Below are 18,064 nucleotides of genomic sequence, written 5' to 3' on the forward strand. Positions count from 1 at the left end.
TCCGAAGGGGTCAGTTGAGCAGGGTCTGGATCTGCGAGTGCAGCGTTTCCATGGTGAACGGCTTGGCCAGGATCGGAGCCTTCTGGGCGATCGGGCTGCCCGACTCGACGATCTCTGCCGGGTAGCCACTGATGAAGATAACCTTGAGCTCCGGTCGCAGCTTGACGGCGGGCTCGGCGATCATCACGCCAGACACCCCGCCGGGGAGGCGGTAATCGGTGATCATCAAATCGAGGTGGGGTTTGGTGGCAAGAATTTCGAATGCCTGCTCCCCGTTCTCCGCCTGCAACACCCGATAGCCTTCGCCCGACAGGTAATCGGACAGCAGCATCAGAATGAGCGGCTCGTCTTCGACGATGAGTACGACATTTTCTGCATCAGAGCTCATTTGAACGCCTTTGATCTTATAGATAGCTGCCATTACGACCATGGCCCGCGCTGGAGGTTGCGCAGGTTGATGAGTTATTTGATTGAAGGGCTGCGGGATGAGCAATGGTCGGCCTAACGGCCTCCTGTTTCGCCTTCGGCGAGTTAGTTGATAAAGCCCCAAGTAACCAAGGGCTTGTGCTCCTGGTTGGGCTCCTCCTCCGTCGGAGTACCCTCACTCCGACGACGCTCCGTGGGCCCGCGCCGAACGGACATCCATGTCCTGACGGCGCTCTCGCGGCATCCATGCCGCTCGGCCCACTGCGCGTCGTCTGCGTTCGGCCTGCACCCAAGTCGCGTTTTGTGATGTTCGGACTACCGCGTAGAAGATCAACAGCAACAGCAAAACCGGAAGCTTCCCGGCTGAAGCCGATCCTACTGGGTGAACGCGATTTCACCGTAGGAGCCGGCTTGCTGGCGAATGCAGGTTGTCAGCCTACGTCTTCATATCTGACCCACCGCGTTCGCCAGCAAGCCGGCTCCTACAGAAAAAATGCGTTCTGTCAGGTACGACGATGAGCGATCGAAGATCGTTGAAACAACGCGCACTCCGTGGGACCGGCTTTAGCCGGGAAGCTCTTGATCTGCGCAGCGCTTTTGATCTTCATACACAAAAGGCTCAAACACCGCCAAACGCGACTTGGGTGCAGGCTGAACGCAGGTCTCGCGCAGTGGGCCGAGCGGCATGGATGCCGCGAGAGCGCCGTCAGGACATGGATGTCCGTTCGGCGCGGGCCCACGGAGCGAGACCGAAGTGAGGGTACTCCGACGAAGGAGGAGCCCAACCAGGAGCAAAAGCCCTTGGTTACTTGGGGCTTTATCAAGTAACTCGCCGAAGGCGAAACAGTCTGCCCCCAGGCAGACGCCCTTGATCTTGACGATCTAGAAGACTTAAGAATCACGCCTCAAATCCGGCGGAATCGGCAGATTGTCTCTCAGCGGATCGGGCCGCTTGCCACGCCCCGCCCGATACTGCCGAATCTGATAGACATACGCCAACACCTGCGCCACCGCCAGATACAACCCCGCCGGAATCTCCTGATCCAACTCCGTGCTGTAATAAATCGACCGCGCCAGCGCCGGCGACTGCAACAACAAAATCTCATGCTGCGCCGCGATCTCCCGAATCTTCAGCGCCATGAAATCACTGCCTTTGGCCAACAGAATCGGCGCCCCGCCCCGCTCCGCGTCATACTTCAACGCCACCGCATAATGCGTCGGGTTCGTGATAATCACATCCGCCTCGGGAATCGCCGCCATCATCCGCCGCTGCGACATATCCCGCTGCAACTGACGAATCCGCTGCTTGACCTCCGGCCGCCCCTCACTGTCCTTGTGCTCATCGCGCACCTCCTGCTTGGTCATCAGCAGCTTTTTGTGGGCCTCCCACAACTGCACCGGCACATCGATCGCCGCGATGATCAACAGGCCCAGCGCCATCCACAACGTGCTCCAACCCACCAGTTGCAAACTGTGCACCACCGCCATCTCAAGCGGCTCCTTAGAGATGGAAATCAGATCGCCCTTGTCCTTCATGAGCACCACCAGCGCCACCACCAGCACAATCAAAAACTTGGCCAGCGACTTCAGCAGCTCGATCAACGCCTTGGGCGAAAACATTCGCTTGATGCCGGCGGCCGGGTTCATGCGGCTGAACTTGGGCGCCAGGGAGCCTGCGGCAAACAGCCAGCCGCCGAGGGAAATGGGGCCGACGAACGCTGCCACGGTCAACGCCAGCAGAATCGGCTGCACCGACAGCAACGCCGCCTTGCCCGAGGCCATCAGCATGATCGCCATGCTGCGCTCGTCGAGAATCGCCTCGCGGGTGATGGTGAAGTTGTCGCGCATCAACTGCATCATCATTTCCGCCATGGAACCGCCGAACGCCAGCAGCCCCGCAGCCCCCACAATCATCACCACAACCGTGTTCAGCTCCTTGGAGCGGGCGATCTCGCCCTTCTCCCGGGCGTCGCGTTTGCGTTTGTCCGTGGGGTCTTCTGTCTTGTCCTGACCACTCTCGCTTTCGGCCATGTCAGCGCGCCTTGACCAGGTCTCTGAGCAACTGCAGGGCGTCGACCGCCAGCGGTTGGTATTGATTGAGAATGTCGCCGAGGGTGATCCACAGAATCACCATGCCCAGCACCAGCGTGAGCGGAAAACCGATCGAGAAGATGTTCAGCTGCGGCGCCGCCCGGGTCATCACGCCCATGGCGATGTTCACCACCAGCAGCGCAGCGATGGCCGGCAGCACCAGCACCAGCGCCGCGCCGAGCACCCAGCCCAGACGCATCACCAACAACCAGAGGTCGGCGGTACCAAGGCCCTGCCCCACCGGCAAGGTGGTGAAACTTTCAATGAGGATTTCGAACACCACCAGGTGGGCGTTCATGGCCAGGAACAGCAGGGTCACGAGCATGGTGAAGAACTGCCCGACCGTCGCGATCGATACGCCATTGACCGGGTCGACCATGGACGCGAAGCCCATGCCCATCTGAATCCCGATGACCTGCCCGGCGATCACGAAGGTCTGGAAAAACAGCTGCAGCGACAGTCCGAGCCCGGCGCCAATGATGATCTGTTGCGCGATCAGCAGCAGGCCGCTGAGGTCGAGGGCACTTACGGCGGGCATCGGTGGCAGGCTTGGCGCAACCACGACGGTGATCGCCAGCGCCAGATAAAGCCGCACGCGCTTGGGCACCAGCGCGGTTCCGATCATCGGCATGGTCATCAGCAGCGCGCCGATGCGAAACAGCGGCAGCATGAACGCCGCCACCCAGGTGCTGATCTGGGTGTCGGTCAACGCCAGCACAGGTTCCATCGAGAGGTCAGCCGATCACTTGGGGAATGCTGGTGTACAGGTTGGTGATGTACTCCATGAAGGTGCGCACCATCCACGGGCCGACCACGATCAGTGTCACCAGCATGACCAGCAGGCGTGGCAGGAAGCTCAAGGTCTGTTCGTTGATCTGCGTCGCGGCCTGGAACATCGAGACGATCAGGCCGACGATCAGGCTCGGCACCACCAGAATGGCGACCATGGTCGTGGTCAGCCACAGCGCTTCTCGAAACAGGTCGACGGCTACTTCCGGGGTCATGCTGCGCACTCCACATCAGACGAATTCATACGCCACCAAAACTGCCGGCCAGGGTGCCGATGATCAGCGCCCAGCCATCCACCAGCACGAACAGCATGATTTTGAATGGCAGGGAAATGATCAGCGGCGACAGCATCATCATGCCCATGGCCATCAGGATGCTCGCGACCACCAGGTCGATGATCAGGAACGGGATGAAAATCATGAAGCCGATCTGGAACGCCGTTTTCAATTCGGAGGTCACGAATGCCGGCACCAGAATCGTCAGCGGCGCCGCATCAGGCGTCGGAATGTCGGTGCGCTTGGACAGGCGCATGAACAGCTCAAGGTCGCTGGAGCGGGTCTGCGCCAGCATGAAATCCTTGATCGGCACTTCGGCCTTGGCCACGGCGTCCTGGGCGGTAAGTTTTTCCGCCAGGTAGGGCTGCAAGGCGTCAGTGTTCACCCGGTCGAACACCGGCGCCATGATGAACATGGTCAGGAACAGCGCCATGCCGGTGAGGATCTGGTTGGACGGCGTCTGTTGCAGGCCGAGGGCCTGACGCAGGATCGAGAAGACGATGATGATCCGCGTGAAGCTGGTCATCAGCATGACGAACGCCGGGATGAAGCTCAGCGCGGTCATGATCAGCAGGATCTGCAGGCTGACCGAATATTCCTGCTGGCCGTTGGCGCCGGTGCCCAGCGTGATGGCCGGGATCGACAACGGATCGGCGCCGAACGCCAGCGGCGCTGCAAGCAACAGCAGCAGCGTCAAAACAATGCGCATCAGTTCGTGTCCTTCTGATCCGTAGTACGTGTCGCGCCCGTCGTGCCCGGCGTACCTGCATTTTTCCCTGCACCACCGAACACGTTCTTGCCCGTGCGTGGCCCGGCCGTGCCCTTGTTGCCCAGCGCCTCAAGCAGGCGTTTTGCGAATTCCGGCTGCGCGTTTTGCGCCTCTGGAACCTCGACCGGCTCGTTCATTACGTGCAGCGCGGTGATGCTGCCCGGCGAGACGCCAAGCAACACCTGTTCGTTGCCGACCTGCACCAGCACCAGCCGATCGCGGGTCCCCAGAGCGCGGGAGCCCACCAGCTTGATCACCTGATTGCCGGCCGGCCCTGCGCGCTGCACCCGGCGCATCAGCCAGGCCAGCACGAAGATCAGCCCGATCACCAGCAGCAGCCCCAGCACCAGTTGCAGCAACTGACCGGCCATCCCGCCATTGAGCGAACCGGCCACCGGCGCGGCGACGGCCGGTGCCGTCGCTGCAGCCGTCGTCGCCGTCGTTGCTGCAGGCGCGGCCGGCGTCGCCGGATCGGCCGCCATCACCGCCCAGGACAACGCCAGCAGCGGCAGGCTCGACAGGGTTCTGATCACGCCGCGCACTTAACGCAGCTTCTTGATACGTTCGCTCGGGCTGATCACGTCGGTCAGACGGATGCCGAACTTTTCGTTGACCACCACCACTTCGCCATGGGCGATGAGGGTGCCGTTGACCAGCACGTCCAGCGGCTCGCCGGCCAGACGGTCCAGTTCGATTACCGAGCCCTGGTTGAGCTGCAGCAGGTTGCGGATGTTGATGTCGGTGCTGCCCACTTCCATGGAAATCGAGACCGGGATATCCAGGATCACGTCCAGGTTCGGCCCGTCCAGGCTGACCGCGCCGTTGCTTTTCGGCACGCCGCCGAACTCTTCCATCGACATGCGGTTGGCGGAGTTGCCGGCATCGGCGGCCAGCAGCGCGTCGATGTCCGCTTGCCCGTCCCCGGATTCACCCAGTGCAGCAGCCCACTCGTCGGCCAGAGCCTGGTCGTCTGCGGAAGTCATATCGTTGTCATTAGCCATGGTGGTCCTCGGGGAACATTGATTCGTTTACGCAGCACATTCGTTTTGCCGGAGACGGAGGGTCAGCGGCGTTCTATGGGTTCGACGACTTGCAGGGCCAGATTGCCCTTGTGCGAACCCAGTTTGACCTTGAAGGACGGCACGCCGTTGGCGCGCATGACCAGGTGTTCCGGCAGCTCGACCGGGATCACGTCGCCCGGCTGCATGTGCAGGATGTCGCGCAGCTTGAGCTGACGCGTGGCGACGGCGACGCGCAACGGCACCGACACGTCGAGCACGTCCTGCTTGAGGGCGTTGACCCAGCGTTCGTCCTGGTCGTCGACATCCGACTGGAAACCGGCGTCGAGCATTTCGCGCACCGGCTCGATCATCGAATACGGCATGGTCACGTGAAGATCACCGCCACCGCCGTCCAGTTCGATATGGAAGGTGGAGACCACGATGGCTTCGCTCGGGCCGACGATGTTGGCCATGGCCGGGTTCACTTCCGAGTTGATGTACTCGAAGTTGACTTCCATGATCGCCTGCCAGGCTTCCTTCAAATCAATGAAGGCCTGATCCAGCACGATGCGCACCACGCGCAGTTCGGTCGGGGTGAATTCACGCCCTTCGATCTTGGCGTGACGGCCGTCGCCGCCAAAGAAGTTGTCCACCAGCTTGAACACCAGCTTGGCGTCGAGGATGAACAGCGCGGTGCCGCGCAGAGGCTTGATCTTGACCAGGTTGAGACTGGTCGGCACGTACAGCGAGTGCACGTATTCGCCGAACTTCATCACCTGCACGCCCCCCACGGCCACGTCGGCGGAGCGGCGCAGCAGGTTGAACATGCTGATGCGGGTGTAGCGGGCGAAACGCTCGTTGATCATTTCCAGGGTCGGCATGCGTCCGCGGACGATGCGATCCTGACTGGTCAGGTCATAACTCTTTACGCTGCCAGGCTCGGCAACACTATCGGTCTGTACCAGACCGTCGTCGACGCCATGCAACAGCGCGTCGATCTCATCCTGGGACAGCAGGTCTTGCACGGCCATGTCGTGGTCCTACTGCAGTACGTAGTTAGTGAAAAGTACCTGTTCGATCACGCTCTTGCTCAGCTCTTTCTGGCCCACTTCCTGGACCACGGCTGCAGCCTTCTGGCGCAGCATTTCCATGCCCACCGGCGTTGCGATGGTATCGAATGGCTGACCGGAGAACATCATCACCAGGTTATTACGGATGACCGGCATGTGCGCTTTCAACGCTTCGAGGTCGGCCTTGTCGCGGGCCAGCAAAGTGATGCTGACCTGCATGTAGCGCTGACGGCCGTTGACGTTGTAGTTGACGACGAAGGGCGGCGTCAGCGGTTCGAAGATCGCCTCTTTTTTGGCATTCGCCGCTTCTGCAATGGCGGCTGCATCGGGCTTGCTCTCGGCCTTGTGCATGATGAACCAGGTCGCGCCTACCGACACACCAATGGCCAGCAGCAACCCCACCACAATGAGGATGATGATCTTTAACTTGCCCTTTTTCGCAGGGTCCGCCACTGCTGCGTCGTCACTCTTCGCCATGCCAATAATCCGTCACTATCCAAGGGGTTCGGTGTTGCGTGACAGAGGAAGAGCAAGGGTTGTGCCAGAGTTGGCGCGAGGGGTCGGCTGATTATGCCTGGCGGTTGGAACCACGATGTTGGCTTTGGATTCTGCCTGAAGGGCGAAACCACGATGTTGGCTTTGGATTCTGCCCGAAGGGCGTAGGAGCGTGGCTTGTCCCGCGATCTGGTGCGCAGCGGCAGTAAACCGGTTGACGCGGTGTGTCAGACGGGATCAAGGATTCAGGTTTCACGACTGCTGCGCAGCCGATCGCGGGACCAGCCACGCTCCTACGCCTTCGGCAGAAGTAGGCTTGCCGCTAGATCAGGCGTAATAATCGACTGCGCTGGAACCCACGACGGTCAGCGGCGCGCTGGCGGCGGCCGAAGCGGCGTCCACCGGGGCGCCGTCGGCGATGAGGTCGCTGCCACCGGCACCGTTGACACGGCTGCCGCCGCCGTTGCGCTGACCGTCGCCGCCCGACTGCTGCTGAGCCTGTTGCTGCCAGCCCTGGGACTGGTCGGAGACGTTGACGTTGACCTGCCCCATGCCCTGCTGGACGAAGGAATCACGCAGCCGGGACATCTGGCTTTCCAGCGCTTCACGCACGCCAACGTGGGCGCTCATGAACGTGACCTGGGTCTGCTGGTCCGCCGCCATATTGACGCGGATGTCCAGACGGCCCAGTTCAGCAGGCTCCAGCTGGATGTCCGCCTGCTTGAGGTTCTGGCTCGACAGGTACATCACGCGGTTGACCACACCTTCGGTCCATCCCCCCTGATTCATCGCCAAGGGCTGATTGAGCAGTGGCGTGGCCGGAGCCGCCGAGGTGTTTTTCACCTGAGCGGCCTGGGACAACGCCGCCAGCCGGTCGGCGAAGTTGTCCACCCGTGTATCACTGGTGGCGCCCTTCACGTCTTTCAGGCCGTCAGCCAGCAGGCCGCTGAACGCTTTGTCGCCGCCGCCTTCGGTGGTGCTCTTGTCCACGGGTTGGTCGCCCAGCGCCGCCAGGTTAGTGGCCAGCAGCTGCGAAGGATCGGCGTTCGGGTCTTGCTTGCCCCCGCCTTTTCCGTCGCCCTGCACACCGTTGTTCCGGGCCGTCTGCTGCGCCTTGTTTTCCAGAGCGACTTGCACGGCGGTCAAGCCTTCCAGCGGATCGGCGGACGGATCGAAACCGTCGCCGGCAGCGTCGGTTACATCGGTTGCGTCGGTCGGCGCTTGCACGGCAGGCGGCGGCATCACTGGCAGCGCGGCGGCGAGGAGCGCCGGATCCACCACCGGTTGAACGGGAGGCGCGACGGCCACAGGCTCTTGAACCGGCGGCGTGACGGCCAGGGTCGGGTCCAGCGCAGGATCGGCCACAGGCGCATCTGCCACCGTCTGGTCCTGCCCGCTGTCGGAGGCGTCATCCTTGCCGTCATCCTTACCTTTGCCCGCGCCTGCCTCATCGTCGGCCTTGCCGTTCACCGGCTTGGCAGGCAACCCATTGCCGTTATCGGCAACGGTCTTGTTGTCAGCGGCAGACGTATGGCTGGCGGCGGGCTTGTCGTCCGCTACCGAACTCTTGGCGCTTGCCGCCTTTGCCGATGAGTTATCCGCACTGTGGGACTTGACGGGCGCCTGCTTGGCGAACACGTCAGAGAAGCTGGAAGTGCTGTGCTTGACGGGGTCCGGCGCCTTTGCCGGCGAGGTATTCCCGGCTTTCTGGACTTTGGCCGCTGTCAAAGCGGTCAGTAATGGGTTGTTGGCGAGGGCCATGTGAATCTCCGCAAGAGCACAATTGCAGAGAGACAAAGCAAATGGCGGGCCAACTGCGCCGACTGGCTGGATTAAAGGCGTGCTTCAGGTTGAAAACCGGGGAGGACGCCAGGCTCAGTGGCTGGCATGGCAGAGCTGCAGTTCGTCTTCGAAAACCTTCCTGACGGCGCAGAATTCCTCCTTGATCTCGGACACCAGCAGCCTTATCAGGGCGTCGTCCGCCGCCACTGACCCGCGCCCCTGTTCTTCCAGTTGCAGGCAGAGTTCGGACAAGTGGGTGGCGCCCATATTGCCGGTGCTGCCCTTGAAGCTGTGGGCCATCAGGCCGAGGCGTTGCAGCGAGGCGGCAGTGAAGGAAGGGTCACGCAACAACAGGGTCATGTCGTTGACACGGTTGACGGAATCGGAAATGAACACCTTCAGCAGCGCCGGGTATTCAGCTTCCATTACGTCACGCAGCGTGCTGAGCACGTTGAAGTCCACAGGATTATTCGACACTTGTTCACTCCTTGATCAAGACGCGCGGATTATGCCAGACCCTCCCAGACAAATTCCACGCTGGCCGTCCGGCCATCATCGGACCACTGACACCGGTCGCTGAGTTGCCGCACCAGCGCAAGGCCGCGCCCGGACAATTGGGTGACTGCCGGCGGCAGCGCCAGCACGCGATCGGAATCGAAACCCGCGCCGCTGTCCTGCACCCGCACCGTCAGGCGACCGCCCTCGCCGTCCGGAACGATCTGGAAATCGATGCGGATAAAACCGTCTTCCAGACGATCGAGGCGTTCGGCGCGTTGCTGATAGTAAAGCCCAAAACCTGCGGCGTCGCGTTTCAGCGCCGAGTCGAGCCCGAGAACGCCATGTTCCAGCGCATTGCTGTACAGCTCCGACAGCACGATATACAGCTCGCTGCTCTGCATGCGCAAGCCATGGACCTCCTGTACCAGCTGCAACAGATACGGCAGCGGGTTGAAGCGCTTGAGGGTTGCCGCGCGGTACTCGAACGAAGCGGACCAATCCAGCGGGCTGGAATCGCCGCTGTCGGTGTAGATGACAGAAGGCGGGCCGAGCGCGTCAGGTTCGGTGAATGCCACTTCGACCATGCTCACGTCGTCTCGCGCCTGGCCGCGAAACCGCGCCAGGGCCCATTGCACTTCTTCGATCAGCAGCGCCGGGTTGCGGTTGCTCACCAGCACGTTCTGCAAACGCCGGGCGCCGAACAGTTCGCCGTCCTGACCGGTGCTGTCCACAACGCCGTCGGACAACAGAAAGACCCGATCCCCCGGGCCAAACGGGTACACTTGGGTGTTGTCATCAAAGCTGCCGGCGCTCAACACACCAAGGGGCACGTTCGACGAGATCAGCGGCGTATGCGCCCGGCCGTCGCCGTGCAGCAGGTACCCATCCGGCAGGCCGCCGTTCCAGACCTCGACCAGTTGCTGCTTGAAGTTAAGGCACAGCAGCGCGGCGCAGCAGAACATGTCGACCGGCAGGATGCGTTTGAGCTTGGCGTTCATCTCCCGCAGGGTTTCGGGCAAGCCGTAACCCTTGGCGGTCATGCCGTAGAACACTTCGGCCAGCGGCATCGCCCCCACCGCTGCCGGCAAACCATGGCCGGTGAAATCCCCCAGCAGCAAGTGCATGTTGCCGGACGGCGACCACGCGGCGAGCAGCAGGTCGCCGTTGAACAGCGCGTAGGGCGATTGCAGGTAACGGATGTTGCGCGAACTCAGGCACCCGGAGTGGGCGATCTGGTCGAACACCGCCTTGGCCACGCGTTGTTCGTTGAGCAGGTATTTATGGTGGCGGGTGATCAGGTCGCGCTGGTGCAGGACGGTTTCCTGCAACACGCGCAGGCGGTTCATGGCGTTGATCTTGGCGGCCAGCACCACTTGGTTGTAGGGCTTGGCAATGAAGTCGTCACCCCCGGCGTCGAGGCAACGGGCGAGGTCTTCGCCTTCGGTCAGCGACGTCAGGAAGATGATCGGCACCAGCGCGTCACCCGCGAGGGTCTTGATCTGGCGCGCCGCTTCGAAACCGTCCATGACCGGCATCATGGCGTCCATCAGCACCAGTTGCGGCCGCCGACGCTCGAACAGCCCGACGGCTTCGGCGCCGTCGCTGGCGGTCAGAACGTCATGGCCCTGGCGGCTGACGATGGCGGACAGGAGCATCCTGTCGCTGACGTTGTCATCGGCGATGAGGACCGTCAGGCGATCGGAGGCAGACGAAATCATCAGGCGATTTTGAAGAGTTTGGAAAAATTGGAGATGGTGAGGATTTTGTGGACGTCGGCGTTGCAGTTGACCAGTTGGACTTCGGCTCTCTCGCCACCGGCGTGGTCACGCAGCAGGAGCAGCATACCCAGCGCCGAACTGTCGAGGTAGGTCGTGCCGCTCAGGTCAACCGTGTAGCGTTTGGCCTGGGTTTCTTTTTCGTAGGCGCCGCGGAAATCCTGGTGCGTCGAAAAGTCGAAGCGTCCTTTGATGATGATGATCAGTTCTTGGCCATCGGCGGAACGTTCGGAGGTAACTGACATTGGCAAATTCCTTGTATGAAACAGCGCCAGACGCTTGAGTTTTAGCAGCCCTTGTGAGGCGTGGCAAATCGTTAGCTTTTACTTGGCTTTCAGGACTAAGAGCGTCTGCCTGGGGGCAGACTGTTTCGCCTTCGGCGAGTTACTTGGAAAAGCACCCCAAGTAACCAAGGGTGCTTGCTCCTGGTTTGGCCCGACTTCGTCGGGTTCCCTCACTCCGACGACGCTCCGTGGGCCCGCGCCGAACGGACATCCATGTCCTGACGGCGCTCTCGCGGCATCCATGCCGCTCGACCCACTCCGCGTCGTCTGCGTTCAGCCTGCACCCAAGTCGCGATTGGCGGTGTTTGGGATTTCTGTGTACGAAAATCAAAAGCGGATCAAAAGCAGATCAAAAGCTTCCCGGCTGAAGCCGGTCCCACGGGTGCGCGCGGTGTTTCGGTGGCCTTTCGTACATTCTCAATGACCGGATGCAATTTCCCTGTAGGAGCCGGCTTGCTGGCGAATGCGTCCGGCCAGGCACCACAGCAGTGAATGATCAACCGCGTTCGCCAGCAAGCCGGCTCCTACAGACCTCATACCCATCTTCAACGCGGTAGCCCAGAAGCGCCGGGTATTTTTCCAGCCCGATCACTCACCAATAACCTTAAGCCCTACCGTAATACCATTCAGCCCTACCGTTGCTTTGCTTTGCATTGCTTTTGATCTTCTCCCACGCCAGCCCAAACACCACAAAACGCGACTTGGGTGCAGGCCGAGCGGAGGTTTTGCGCAGTTGGCCGAGCCGCATGGATGCGGCGAGAGCGCCGTCAGGACATGGATGTCCGTTCGGCGCGGGCCCACGGAGCAAGACCGGAGCGAGGGAACCCGACGCAGGAGGGCCAAACCAGGAGCAGGCACTTTTGGTTACTTTTAGTGCTTTTTAAAGTAACTCGCCGAAGGCGAAACAATCTGCCCCCAGGCAGATGCTCTTGATCTCAAGCTCCTAAAACTGCTCCGTCTTGGGCAATCTCTGTACCAACTCATCCAGCAATTTCTGCTCGCGTTTATCTTCCAGCGCACGCGCCTCATCGATATACCGCTGCACCAACTTACGCAGCCCCTCCACCCGCGCATACGCCTTCTGCCACTCGCCGCGCGCCTTGTTCAGATTATTCTCATGCCACGCCAGACTCTGACGCTGCTGTGCCACCGCCGTCTCCAATTGATTGAGAAAGCGCTGATAATTCATCAGCCACTGACCCGACACCCCATGGGCGCCCTTGTCGATCCACTGCTGCTGATAATCAGAGCGAAACTTGTCCAGCTCACCCAGCTTGGCCTCGGCCAGCCGTACCTGCCCCTGAAAATGCCCCAGGCGCTGCACCGCGGCCTTCTCGACCTTCTCGGCCATCTCGACCACCGGCGCCAGACGGGCTGCGCGACTGAGTGCCACGACCGGTTAACCGCCGGCCTGAGGATTGAAAATCTTCGCCAACTGCTCCTCACTGCTCTGCATGCTCTCGTTCTCCGTCAAGCCCTGGCGTAGATACTTCACCAACTGAGGCTGCAGCGAAATCGCCAGGTCAGTCTCGCGATCGCCGCCGGCCACATAGGCGCCAACGCTGATCAAATCGCGGCTCTGCTGATAACGCGACCACAACTGCTTGAAATACTGCGCCTGAACCATGTGCTGCGGATCGACCACGGACGGCATCACCCGGCTGATCGACGCTTCGATGTCGATGGCCGGGTAATGGCCTTCTTCGGCCAGCCGCCGCGACAGCACGATATGGCCGTCGAGCACGCCCCGGGCCGAGTCGGCGATCGGGTCCTGCTGGTCGTCGCCTTCGGACAATACGGTGTAGAACGCAGTGATCGAGCCACCGCCCGCCTCGGCGTTACCGGCGCGCTCGACCAGCTTGGGCAGCTTGGCGAACACCGACGGCGGATAACCTTTGGTGGCGGGCGGCTCGCCGATGGCCAGGGCGATTTCCCGCTGGGCCTGGGCGAAACGCGTGAGCGAATCCATCAGCAACAGGACGTTCTTGCCCTTGTCGCGAAAATACTCGGCGATCCGCGTGCAATACATCGCTGCGCGCAGACGCATCAACGGCGCGTCATCCGCCGGAGAGGCCACGACGACCGAGCGCTTGAGGCCCTCCTCGCCCAGGCTGTGCTCGATGAACTCCTTAACCTCGCGGCCCCGTTCGCCGATCAGCCCGACGACGATGATGTCGGCCTCAGTAAAGCGGGTCATCATCCCCAGCAGCACGCTCTTGCCCACGCCGGTACCGGCGAACAGGCCCAGACGCTGACCGCGGCCGACCGTCAACAAACCGTTGATGCAACGAATGCCCACGTCCAGCGGCTGGCTGATGGGGTTGCGGTTGAGCGGGTTGATGGTCGGGCCGTCCATCGGCACCCAGTCCTCGGCTTTCATGCCGCCCTTGCCGTCGAGCGGACGACCGGCGCCGTCGAGGACGCGGCCGAGCATGGTCATGCCCATGGGCAGACGGCCGGTGTCCGGCAGCGGCACGACGCGGGCGCCCGGCGCAATGCCGGAGACGCTGCCGACCGGCATCAGGAATACCTTGCCACCGGAGAAGCCCATGACTTCGGCCTCAACCTCAACCGGATGATGACTGCCGTCGTTGATCACCATGCAACGGCTGCCCATGGCGGCGCGTAAGCCCTCGGCTTCGAGGGTCAGGCCGACCATGCGCAGCAGCCGTCCTTCGACGATCGGCTGCGCAGGCAGGGAAATGGCCTCGGGGTACGTGCTCAGGCGTTTGGCGAAACTGGTGCGTTCAAGGCGCATCGACAGCACCCAGCGGGTAAGTGGTTTTCTCGGCGCTCTGGATCGCCTCTTCCAGTTCGATGGTTACATCCGGCGGCGCCGGGTGCAGAGCCTGCTCGTGCAACTGGTCGAACATTTTGCCGAGGGCCTGACTGATCCGCGCCTCGACCGTGGCGTCGATGCGACTGTGCTCGCTCTCGACACGGCAACCGCCCGGCTGCAGCGTCTCGTCCTCGAGAATGCGCCAGGTTTCCTCGTGACGCTCGCGCATGGCTTTGACCAGCGCGAAGTCCTGGGGATTGATCAGAATGCGCACGTTGGCCGCGCCCATCGGCAACAGCCGCAACGCTTCACGCAGCACCGTGCCAATCTGGCTGGAGTCGGTTTTCAGCTCGCGCTGGATGACCTGGCGGACCACATGCTCGACCAGTGACACCATCGATTTCTCGATCTGCGCGTCCTGGTCAGCGATGGGTTCGAACAGATGCCCCATCAGAATTTCCATGCTGTCGAGCTTGGCCGCCAAGGCCGCTTCCGCTTCCTGACGAACCTTGAGCTGGGTGCTGTGAAAGCCCTCTTTTTCGCCGATGGCAAACCCCTCGTTGTAGGCGTCCTGACGGATGCTCTCCAACTCTTCCAGGGTCATCGGCTGGACTTCTTCCAGCGGCACTTCTTCGCTTTCGGCGAGCTCGGCTTCCTCGACCACCGGTTCCGGCTCGGGCATTTCCACGTGCGGGTCGAAGCTGGGCAGGGCCCAGACGTCGATGCCGCGCAAATCCTGGGCGCGGATGAGCTCACTGGGTGCTGCTTTATCGGAGCTGGACATCAACGGCACCTACGCTTAAATCATTTCCTCGCCACCTTTGCCGCCAAGAACGATCTCCCCGGCCTCCGCCATACGACGGGCAATGGTGAGAATTTCTTTCTGGGCGCCTTCCACATCGCTGACGCGAACCGGGCCTTTGGCTTCCAGGTCGTCGCGCAGCAGTTCGGCGGCACGTTTGGACATGTTCTTGAAAATCTTTTCCTTGATGGCGTCGTCGGAGCCCTTCAATGCCAGCACCAGCACATCGGAGGAGACTTCGCGCAGCAAAGCCTGAATACCACGGTCGTCGACGTCGGACAGGTTGTTGAAGACAAACATGAGGTCTTCGATCTGCGTCGACAGGTCCTCGTCCACTTCGCGGATCGAGTCCATGAGCTGGCCTTCGATCGAGCTGTCGAGGAAGTTCATGATATCCGCCGCACGCTTGATACCACCCAGGGTAGTACGCGACGTGTTGGCGTTGCCCGAGAACTGCTTCTCAAGGATCTGGTTCAATTCTTTCAGCGCCGCCGGCTGCACGGTGTTCAACGACGACACGCGCAGGATGATGTCCAGGCGCACCTTGTGGTCGAAATGGCTGAGCACTTCACCGGCCTGATCGGCGTCCAGGTAGGCGACGACGATGGCTTGAATCTGCGGGTGCTCGAAACGGATGACGTCGGCCACCGCGCGGGGTTCCATCCACTTGAGGCTGTCGAGACCACTGGTATTGCCGCCCAGCAGGATCCGGTCGATCAGGCCGTTGGCCTTGTCCTCGCCCAGTGCCTGGGTAAGCATCTTGCGGATGTAGCCGTCCGAGCCGATGCCGACACCGGTCTGATCGCCGACCACGTCGACGAACTCGCTCATCACCTGCTCGACCTGCTCGCGGTGCACATTGCGCATTTGCGCCATGGCCACGCCCACCCGCTGGACCTCTTTCGGGCCCATGTGGCGCAGGACCTGCGCAGCGTCGGTTTCGCCCAGAGTAAGCAGCAGAATCGCGGCCTTGTCCACACGGGTCAATTTAAGCGCAGCAGCTCTATCACTCATCAGCGTTGATCCACTCTTTGACGACCTGGGCTACACGCGCCGGGTCCTCGGCCACAAGGCTCTTGATTGCGTTGAGCTGTGCGTCATAGCCCTCGGTAGGGCTCGGCAACAGAATACTTTGCGGACCGCCCAGACTGACGCGGTCATTTGCCAATTCACCGTCCATCCCGATCATGCCGCCCAGCTCGGAGTCGCTGTCGCCGGCCTTGCCCTGAGGATTGGTGATGCCCTTGAGCACCGGACGCAGTACACCGAACACCAGTACCAGGATGAACAGCACGCCCATGGCCTGTTTGACGATGTCCCAGAACCAGGGCTGCGAGTAGAACGCGATGTCCGGAATCACTTCGCCGCGTTCGGTAGAGAACGGCACGTTGATCACGCTGACGCTGTCGCCACGGCTGGCATCGAAGCCGACGGCGTCCTGCACCAGGCGGGTGAAGCGCGCCAATTGATCGGCGGTCCACGGCACCATCGTTGTTTCGCCATTGGCCGGGTTGACCTTGACCTGATCATCGACCACCACCGCTACCGACAGGCGATTGACCTTGCCCTGCTGCTGCTTGGTGTGGCTGATGGAACGGTCGAGCTCGAAGTTCTTGGTCGACTGGTTACGCTTGTCGGCCGGGTACGGCGCCAGCATCGGCTGACCGGTGGCCGGGTCCATGATCTGTTGGCCGTTGGCGTCCAGCAGCGGCTGGCCCGGGGCGATGGCGCCCGCGGCTCCGGCAGCACCGGCGGCGGCGTTCTGCGGCGCGGTCGCCGGGCCTGGCGGCTGGTTGCTCAGTGCACCCGGTACGCCCCCTGAACCGCTGCTGCTGGAGCGTTGTTCGTTGACCGTCTGCTCGCTGCGCAAGGCAGGCTGGTCCGGGTTGAAGCTTTCGGCGGTGGACTCGACGGCGCTGAAATCAACGTCCGCCGACACTTCTGCCTTGTAGCGGTCATTGCCCAGCACCGGCTGCAGAATGTTCTGCACACGCTGGGTTAGCATGCTTTCCATGCGGCGGGTGTAGTCGAATTGCTTGCCGGCCATGGACAGTTCGGAGTTCTCGGCCTGATCGGACAGCAGATTGCCTTTCTGGTCGACGACGGAGATCTGCGACTTGCTCAGTTCCGGCACGCTGGTGGCGACCAGGTTCATGATCGCCAGCACCTGACCCGGCTCCAGCGAACGACCGGCATACAGCTCGACCAGGATGGAAGCGCTGGGCTTGCGATCGTCACGCACGAACACCGAGCTCTTCGGAATCGCCAGGTGAACGCGGGCGCCCTTGACGTTATTGAGGCTGGAAATGGTCCGCGCCAGTTCGCCTTCCAGGCCACGACGATAACGAGTGGCCTCCATGAACTGGCTGGTGCCCAGGCCTTGATCCTTGTCGAGGATTTCGAAACCGACGTTGCCGTCGCTCTGGGCGATACCGGCACCGGCCAGCTTGATGCGAGCGCGGGACAGGTCATCGGACTTCACCAGCAGCGCGCCGGAATTGGGCTCGACGGTGTAGGGAATGTCGGCCTGGGCCAACGTGTCCATCACCTGCTTGGTGTCGACGCCCGACAAGCTGCCATAGAGCGGCTTGTAATCAGGCTGCTGCGACCAAAGCACGACGGCGAAACCAATCGCCACGCTGGCAGCCAGACCGACCATAAGGCCGACCTGACGCAGCATGGTCATCTCGGAGAGATTTTGCAGGAACGCCAGGCCGAACATCGGCGGCTTGCTTCCTGGCGCACCCGTTTTGGCGGGTACGTTATCGACGACGGCTTCGGCCATGACTTAAATAGTCCTCAAACCGGCATTTGCATGATGTCTTGGTACGCCTGAACCAGCTTGTTGCGTACCTGGGTCAGCGCCTGAAACGACACGCTGGCTTTCTGCGAGGAGATCATCACGTCGGTGAGGTCCACGCCGCTCTTGCCCATCTCGAAGGCGGTCGACAGCTGATTCGACGCCTGCTGGGTGTCGTTGACCTTGTTCACCGCCATGCCGAGCATGTCAGCGAAACTGCTCGCACCGGCCTGTTCTGGCGCTGCGATGGCCTTGGGCTGAGCCATGGCGTCCATTTGCATGGCGCGCATGTCCAACATCAAGCGATTAAATTCAACACCTTGGGTCATGACGTTTCTCTCAAAAGGGCCGCAAATTTTTGACACGGATTCAGCGGTTACCTAAGCATTAGCAACAAGGGTGCCAGACCAATAGCGGCCATATGCCAC

18 protein-coding genes and 1 pseudogene are annotated in these 18,064 nt (G+C 61.6%); all 19 read right to left on the bottom strand.

What is annotated here, in order from left to right; all coding sequences use genetic code 11:
- Nucleotides 1–10: 10 nt before the first annotated feature.
- The 19 genes and pseudogenes from ACQKEN_RS09300 to fliE all read right to left on the bottom strand — a co-directional run bounded on the left by ACQKEN_RS09300 (nt 11) and on the right by fliE (nt 17,965).
- Nucleotides 11–388 (bottom strand): response regulator, encoded by a 378-nt coding sequence (locus ACQKEN_RS09300; RefSeq protein WP_427685213.1) that lies wholly within the window; start codon nt 386–388, stop codon nt 11–13.
- Between the two features lie 929 nt (nt 389–1,317).
- The gene (flhB, locus tag ACQKEN_RS09305) at nt 1,318–2,457 is read right to left on the bottom strand and encodes a flagellar biosynthesis protein FlhB (RefSeq protein WP_427685214.1); all 1,140 of its coding nucleotides are present in this window, start codon (nt 2,455–2,457) and stop codon (nt 1,318–1,320) included.
- Nucleotide 2,458: 1 nt separating this feature from the next.
- Nucleotides 2,459–3,244 (bottom strand): flagellar biosynthetic protein FliR, encoded by a 786-nt coding sequence (gene fliR / locus ACQKEN_RS09310; RefSeq protein ID WP_427685215.1) that lies wholly within the window; start codon nt 3,242–3,244, stop codon nt 2,459–2,461.
- 7 nt (nt 3,245–3,251) lie between these two features.
- A complete protein-coding gene (gene fliQ, locus ACQKEN_RS09315) occupies nt 3,252–3,521 on the bottom strand; it encodes a flagellar biosynthesis protein FliQ (protein ID WP_065987304.1) in 270 nt (89 codons plus the stop codon).
- Between the two features lie 25 nt (nt 3,522–3,546).
- On the bottom strand, nt 3,547–4,290 hold the full coding sequence (gene fliP, locus ACQKEN_RS09320) for a flagellar type III secretion system pore protein FliP (protein ID WP_427685216.1): 744 nt from the start codon (nt 4,288–4,290) through the stop codon (nt 3,547–3,549).
- 119 nt (nt 4,291–4,409) lie between these two features.
- Nucleotides 4,410–4,892: pseudogene (gene fliO, locus ACQKEN_RS09325) on the bottom strand (flagellar biosynthetic protein FliO); the annotation flags it as partial.
- The gene (gene fliN / locus ACQKEN_RS09330) at nt 4,893–5,351 is read right to left on the bottom strand and encodes a flagellar motor switch protein FliN (RefSeq protein WP_427685217.1); all 459 of its coding nucleotides are present in this window, start codon (nt 5,349–5,351) and stop codon (nt 4,893–4,895) included.
- A gap of 62 nt (nt 5,352–5,413) precedes the next feature.
- On the bottom strand, nt 5,414–6,382 hold the full coding sequence (gene fliM, locus ACQKEN_RS09335; protein ID WP_237251446.1) for a flagellar motor switch protein FliM: 969 nt from the start codon (nt 6,380–6,382) through the stop codon (nt 5,414–5,416).
- Nucleotides 6,383–6,391: 9 nt separating this feature from the next.
- Nucleotides 6,392–6,898: a flagellar basal body-associated protein FliL gene (fliL, locus tag ACQKEN_RS09340; protein ID WP_427685218.1), complete on the bottom strand. Its 507-nt coding sequence runs from the start codon at nt 6,896–6,898 to the stop codon at nt 6,392–6,394.
- Nucleotides 6,899–7,243: 345 nt separating this feature from the next.
- The gene (locus ACQKEN_RS09345) at nt 7,244–8,677 is read right to left on the bottom strand and encodes a flagellar hook-length control protein FliK (protein ID WP_427685219.1); all 1,434 of its coding nucleotides are present in this window, start codon (nt 8,675–8,677) and stop codon (nt 7,244–7,246) included.
- A 114-nt stretch (nt 8,678–8,791) separates the two neighbouring features.
- Complete coding sequence (locus ACQKEN_RS09350; RefSeq protein WP_427685220.1) at nt 8,792–9,175, bottom strand: Hpt domain-containing protein; 384 nt, start codon at nt 9,173–9,175, stop codon at nt 8,792–8,794.
- 29 nt (nt 9,176–9,204) lie between these two features.
- Nucleotides 9,205–10,914, bottom strand: a complete 1,710-nt coding sequence (locus ACQKEN_RS09355) for an ATP-binding SpoIIE family protein phosphatase (protein WP_427685221.1) — start codon at nt 10,912–10,914, stop codon at nt 9,205–9,207.
- Entirely contained in the window at nt 10,914–11,216 is a 303-nt protein-coding gene (locus ACQKEN_RS09360; RefSeq protein WP_427685222.1) for an STAS domain-containing protein, read from the bottom strand. The genes ACQKEN_RS09355 and ACQKEN_RS09360 overlap by 1 nt, the downstream gene beginning before the upstream one ends.
- A gap of 982 nt (nt 11,217–12,198) precedes the next feature.
- A complete protein-coding gene (fliJ, locus tag ACQKEN_RS09365; protein ID WP_427685223.1) occupies nt 12,199–12,648 on the bottom strand; it encodes a flagellar export protein FliJ in 450 nt (149 codons plus the stop codon).
- A gap of 6 nt (nt 12,649–12,654) precedes the next feature.
- Nucleotides 12,655–14,013 (bottom strand): flagellar protein export ATPase FliI, encoded by a 1,359-nt coding sequence (gene fliI, locus ACQKEN_RS09370; protein WP_427685224.1) that lies wholly within the window; start codon nt 14,011–14,013, stop codon nt 12,655–12,657.
- The gene (gene fliH / locus ACQKEN_RS09375) at nt 14,003–14,818 is read right to left on the bottom strand and encodes a flagellar assembly protein FliH (RefSeq protein WP_427685225.1); all 816 of its coding nucleotides are present in this window, start codon (nt 14,816–14,818) and stop codon (nt 14,003–14,005) included. The genes fliI and fliH overlap by 11 nt, the downstream gene beginning before the upstream one ends.
- A 15-nt stretch (nt 14,819–14,833) precedes the next feature.
- A complete protein-coding gene (gene fliG / locus ACQKEN_RS09380) occupies nt 14,834–15,850 on the bottom strand; it encodes a flagellar motor switch protein FliG (RefSeq protein WP_065987292.1) in 1,017 nt (338 codons plus the stop codon).
- Nucleotides 15,843–17,621 carry a flagellar basal-body MS-ring/collar protein FliF gene (gene fliF, locus ACQKEN_RS09385; RefSeq protein WP_427685226.1) on the bottom strand — a complete coding sequence of 593 codons (1,779 nt, stop codon included), beginning with the start codon at nt 17,619–17,621 and terminating at the stop codon, nt 15,843–15,845. The genes fliG and fliF overlap by 8 nt, the downstream gene beginning before the upstream one ends.
- 14 nt (nt 17,622–17,635) lie before the next feature.
- Complete coding sequence (gene fliE / locus ACQKEN_RS09390) at nt 17,636–17,965, bottom strand: flagellar hook-basal body complex protein FliE (protein WP_427685227.1); 330 nt, start codon at nt 17,963–17,965, stop codon at nt 17,636–17,638.
- Nucleotides 17,966–18,064: the final 99 nt, after the last annotated feature.

This window comes from Pseudomonas sp. NPDC078416, from assembly GCF_050268485.1.
In the GTDB taxonomy this organism is placed as follows: Bacteria; Pseudomonadota; Gammaproteobacteria; order Pseudomonadales; family Pseudomonadaceae; genus Aquipseudomonas.

What these genes read in the sequence shown, in the direction of transcription:
- ACQKEN_RS09300 (WP_427685213.1), bottom strand. Translation starts at nt 388, where the DNA reads ATGAGCTCTGATGCAGAAAATGTCGTACTCATCGTCGAAGACGAGCCG.
- flhB (WP_427685214.1), bottom strand. Translation starts at nt 2,457, where the DNA reads ATGGCCGAAAGCGAGAGTGGTCAGGACAAGACAGAAGACCCCACGGAC.
- fliR (WP_427685215.1), bottom strand. Translation starts at nt 3,244, where the DNA reads ATGGAACCTGTGCTGGCGTTGACCGACACCCAGATCAGCACCTGGGTG.
- fliQ (WP_065987304.1), bottom strand. Translation starts at nt 3,521, where the DNA reads ATGACCCCGGAAGTAGCCGTCGACCTGTTTCGAGAAGCGCTGTGGCTG.
- fliP (WP_427685216.1), bottom strand. Translation starts at nt 4,290, where the DNA reads ATGCGCATTGTTTTGACGCTGCTGCTGTTGCTTGCAGCGCCGCTGGCG.
- fliN (WP_427685217.1), bottom strand. Translation starts at nt 5,351, where the DNA reads ATGGCTAATGACAACGATATGACTTCCGCAGACGACCAGGCTCTGGCC.
- fliM (WP_237251446.1), bottom strand. Translation starts at nt 6,382, where the DNA reads ATGGCCGTGCAAGACCTGCTGTCCCAGGATGAGATCGACGCGCTGTTG.
- fliL (WP_427685218.1), bottom strand. Translation starts at nt 6,898, where the DNA reads ATGGCGAAGAGTGACGACGCAGCAGTGGCGGACCCTGCGAAAAAGGGC.
- ACQKEN_RS09345 (WP_427685219.1), bottom strand. Translation starts at nt 8,677, where the DNA reads ATGGCCCTCGCCAACAACCCATTACTGACCGCTTTGACAGCGGCCAAA.
- ACQKEN_RS09355 (WP_427685221.1), bottom strand. Translation starts at nt 10,914, where the DNA reads ATGATTTCGTCTGCCTCCGATCGCCTGACGGTCCTCATCGCCGATGAC.
- ACQKEN_RS09360 (WP_427685222.1), bottom strand. Translation starts at nt 11,216, where the DNA reads ATGTCAGTTACCTCCGAACGTTCCGCCGATGGCCAAGAACTGATCATC.
- fliI (WP_427685224.1), bottom strand. Translation starts at nt 14,013, where the DNA reads ATGCGCCTTGAACGCACCAGTTTCGCCAAACGCCTGAGCACGTACCCC.
- fliH (WP_427685225.1), bottom strand. Translation starts at nt 14,818, where the DNA reads ATGTCCAGCTCCGATAAAGCAGCACCCAGTGAGCTCATCCGCGCCCAG.
- fliG (WP_065987292.1), bottom strand. Translation starts at nt 15,850, where the DNA reads ATGAGTGATAGAGCTGCTGCGCTTAAATTGACCCGTGTGGACAAGGCC.
- fliF (WP_427685226.1), bottom strand. Translation starts at nt 17,621, where the DNA reads ATGGCCGAAGCCGTCGTCGATAACGTACCCGCCAAAACGGGTGCGCCA.
- fliE (WP_427685227.1), bottom strand. Translation starts at nt 17,965, where the DNA reads ATGACCCAAGGTGTTGAATTTAATCGCTTGATGTTGGACATGCGCGCC.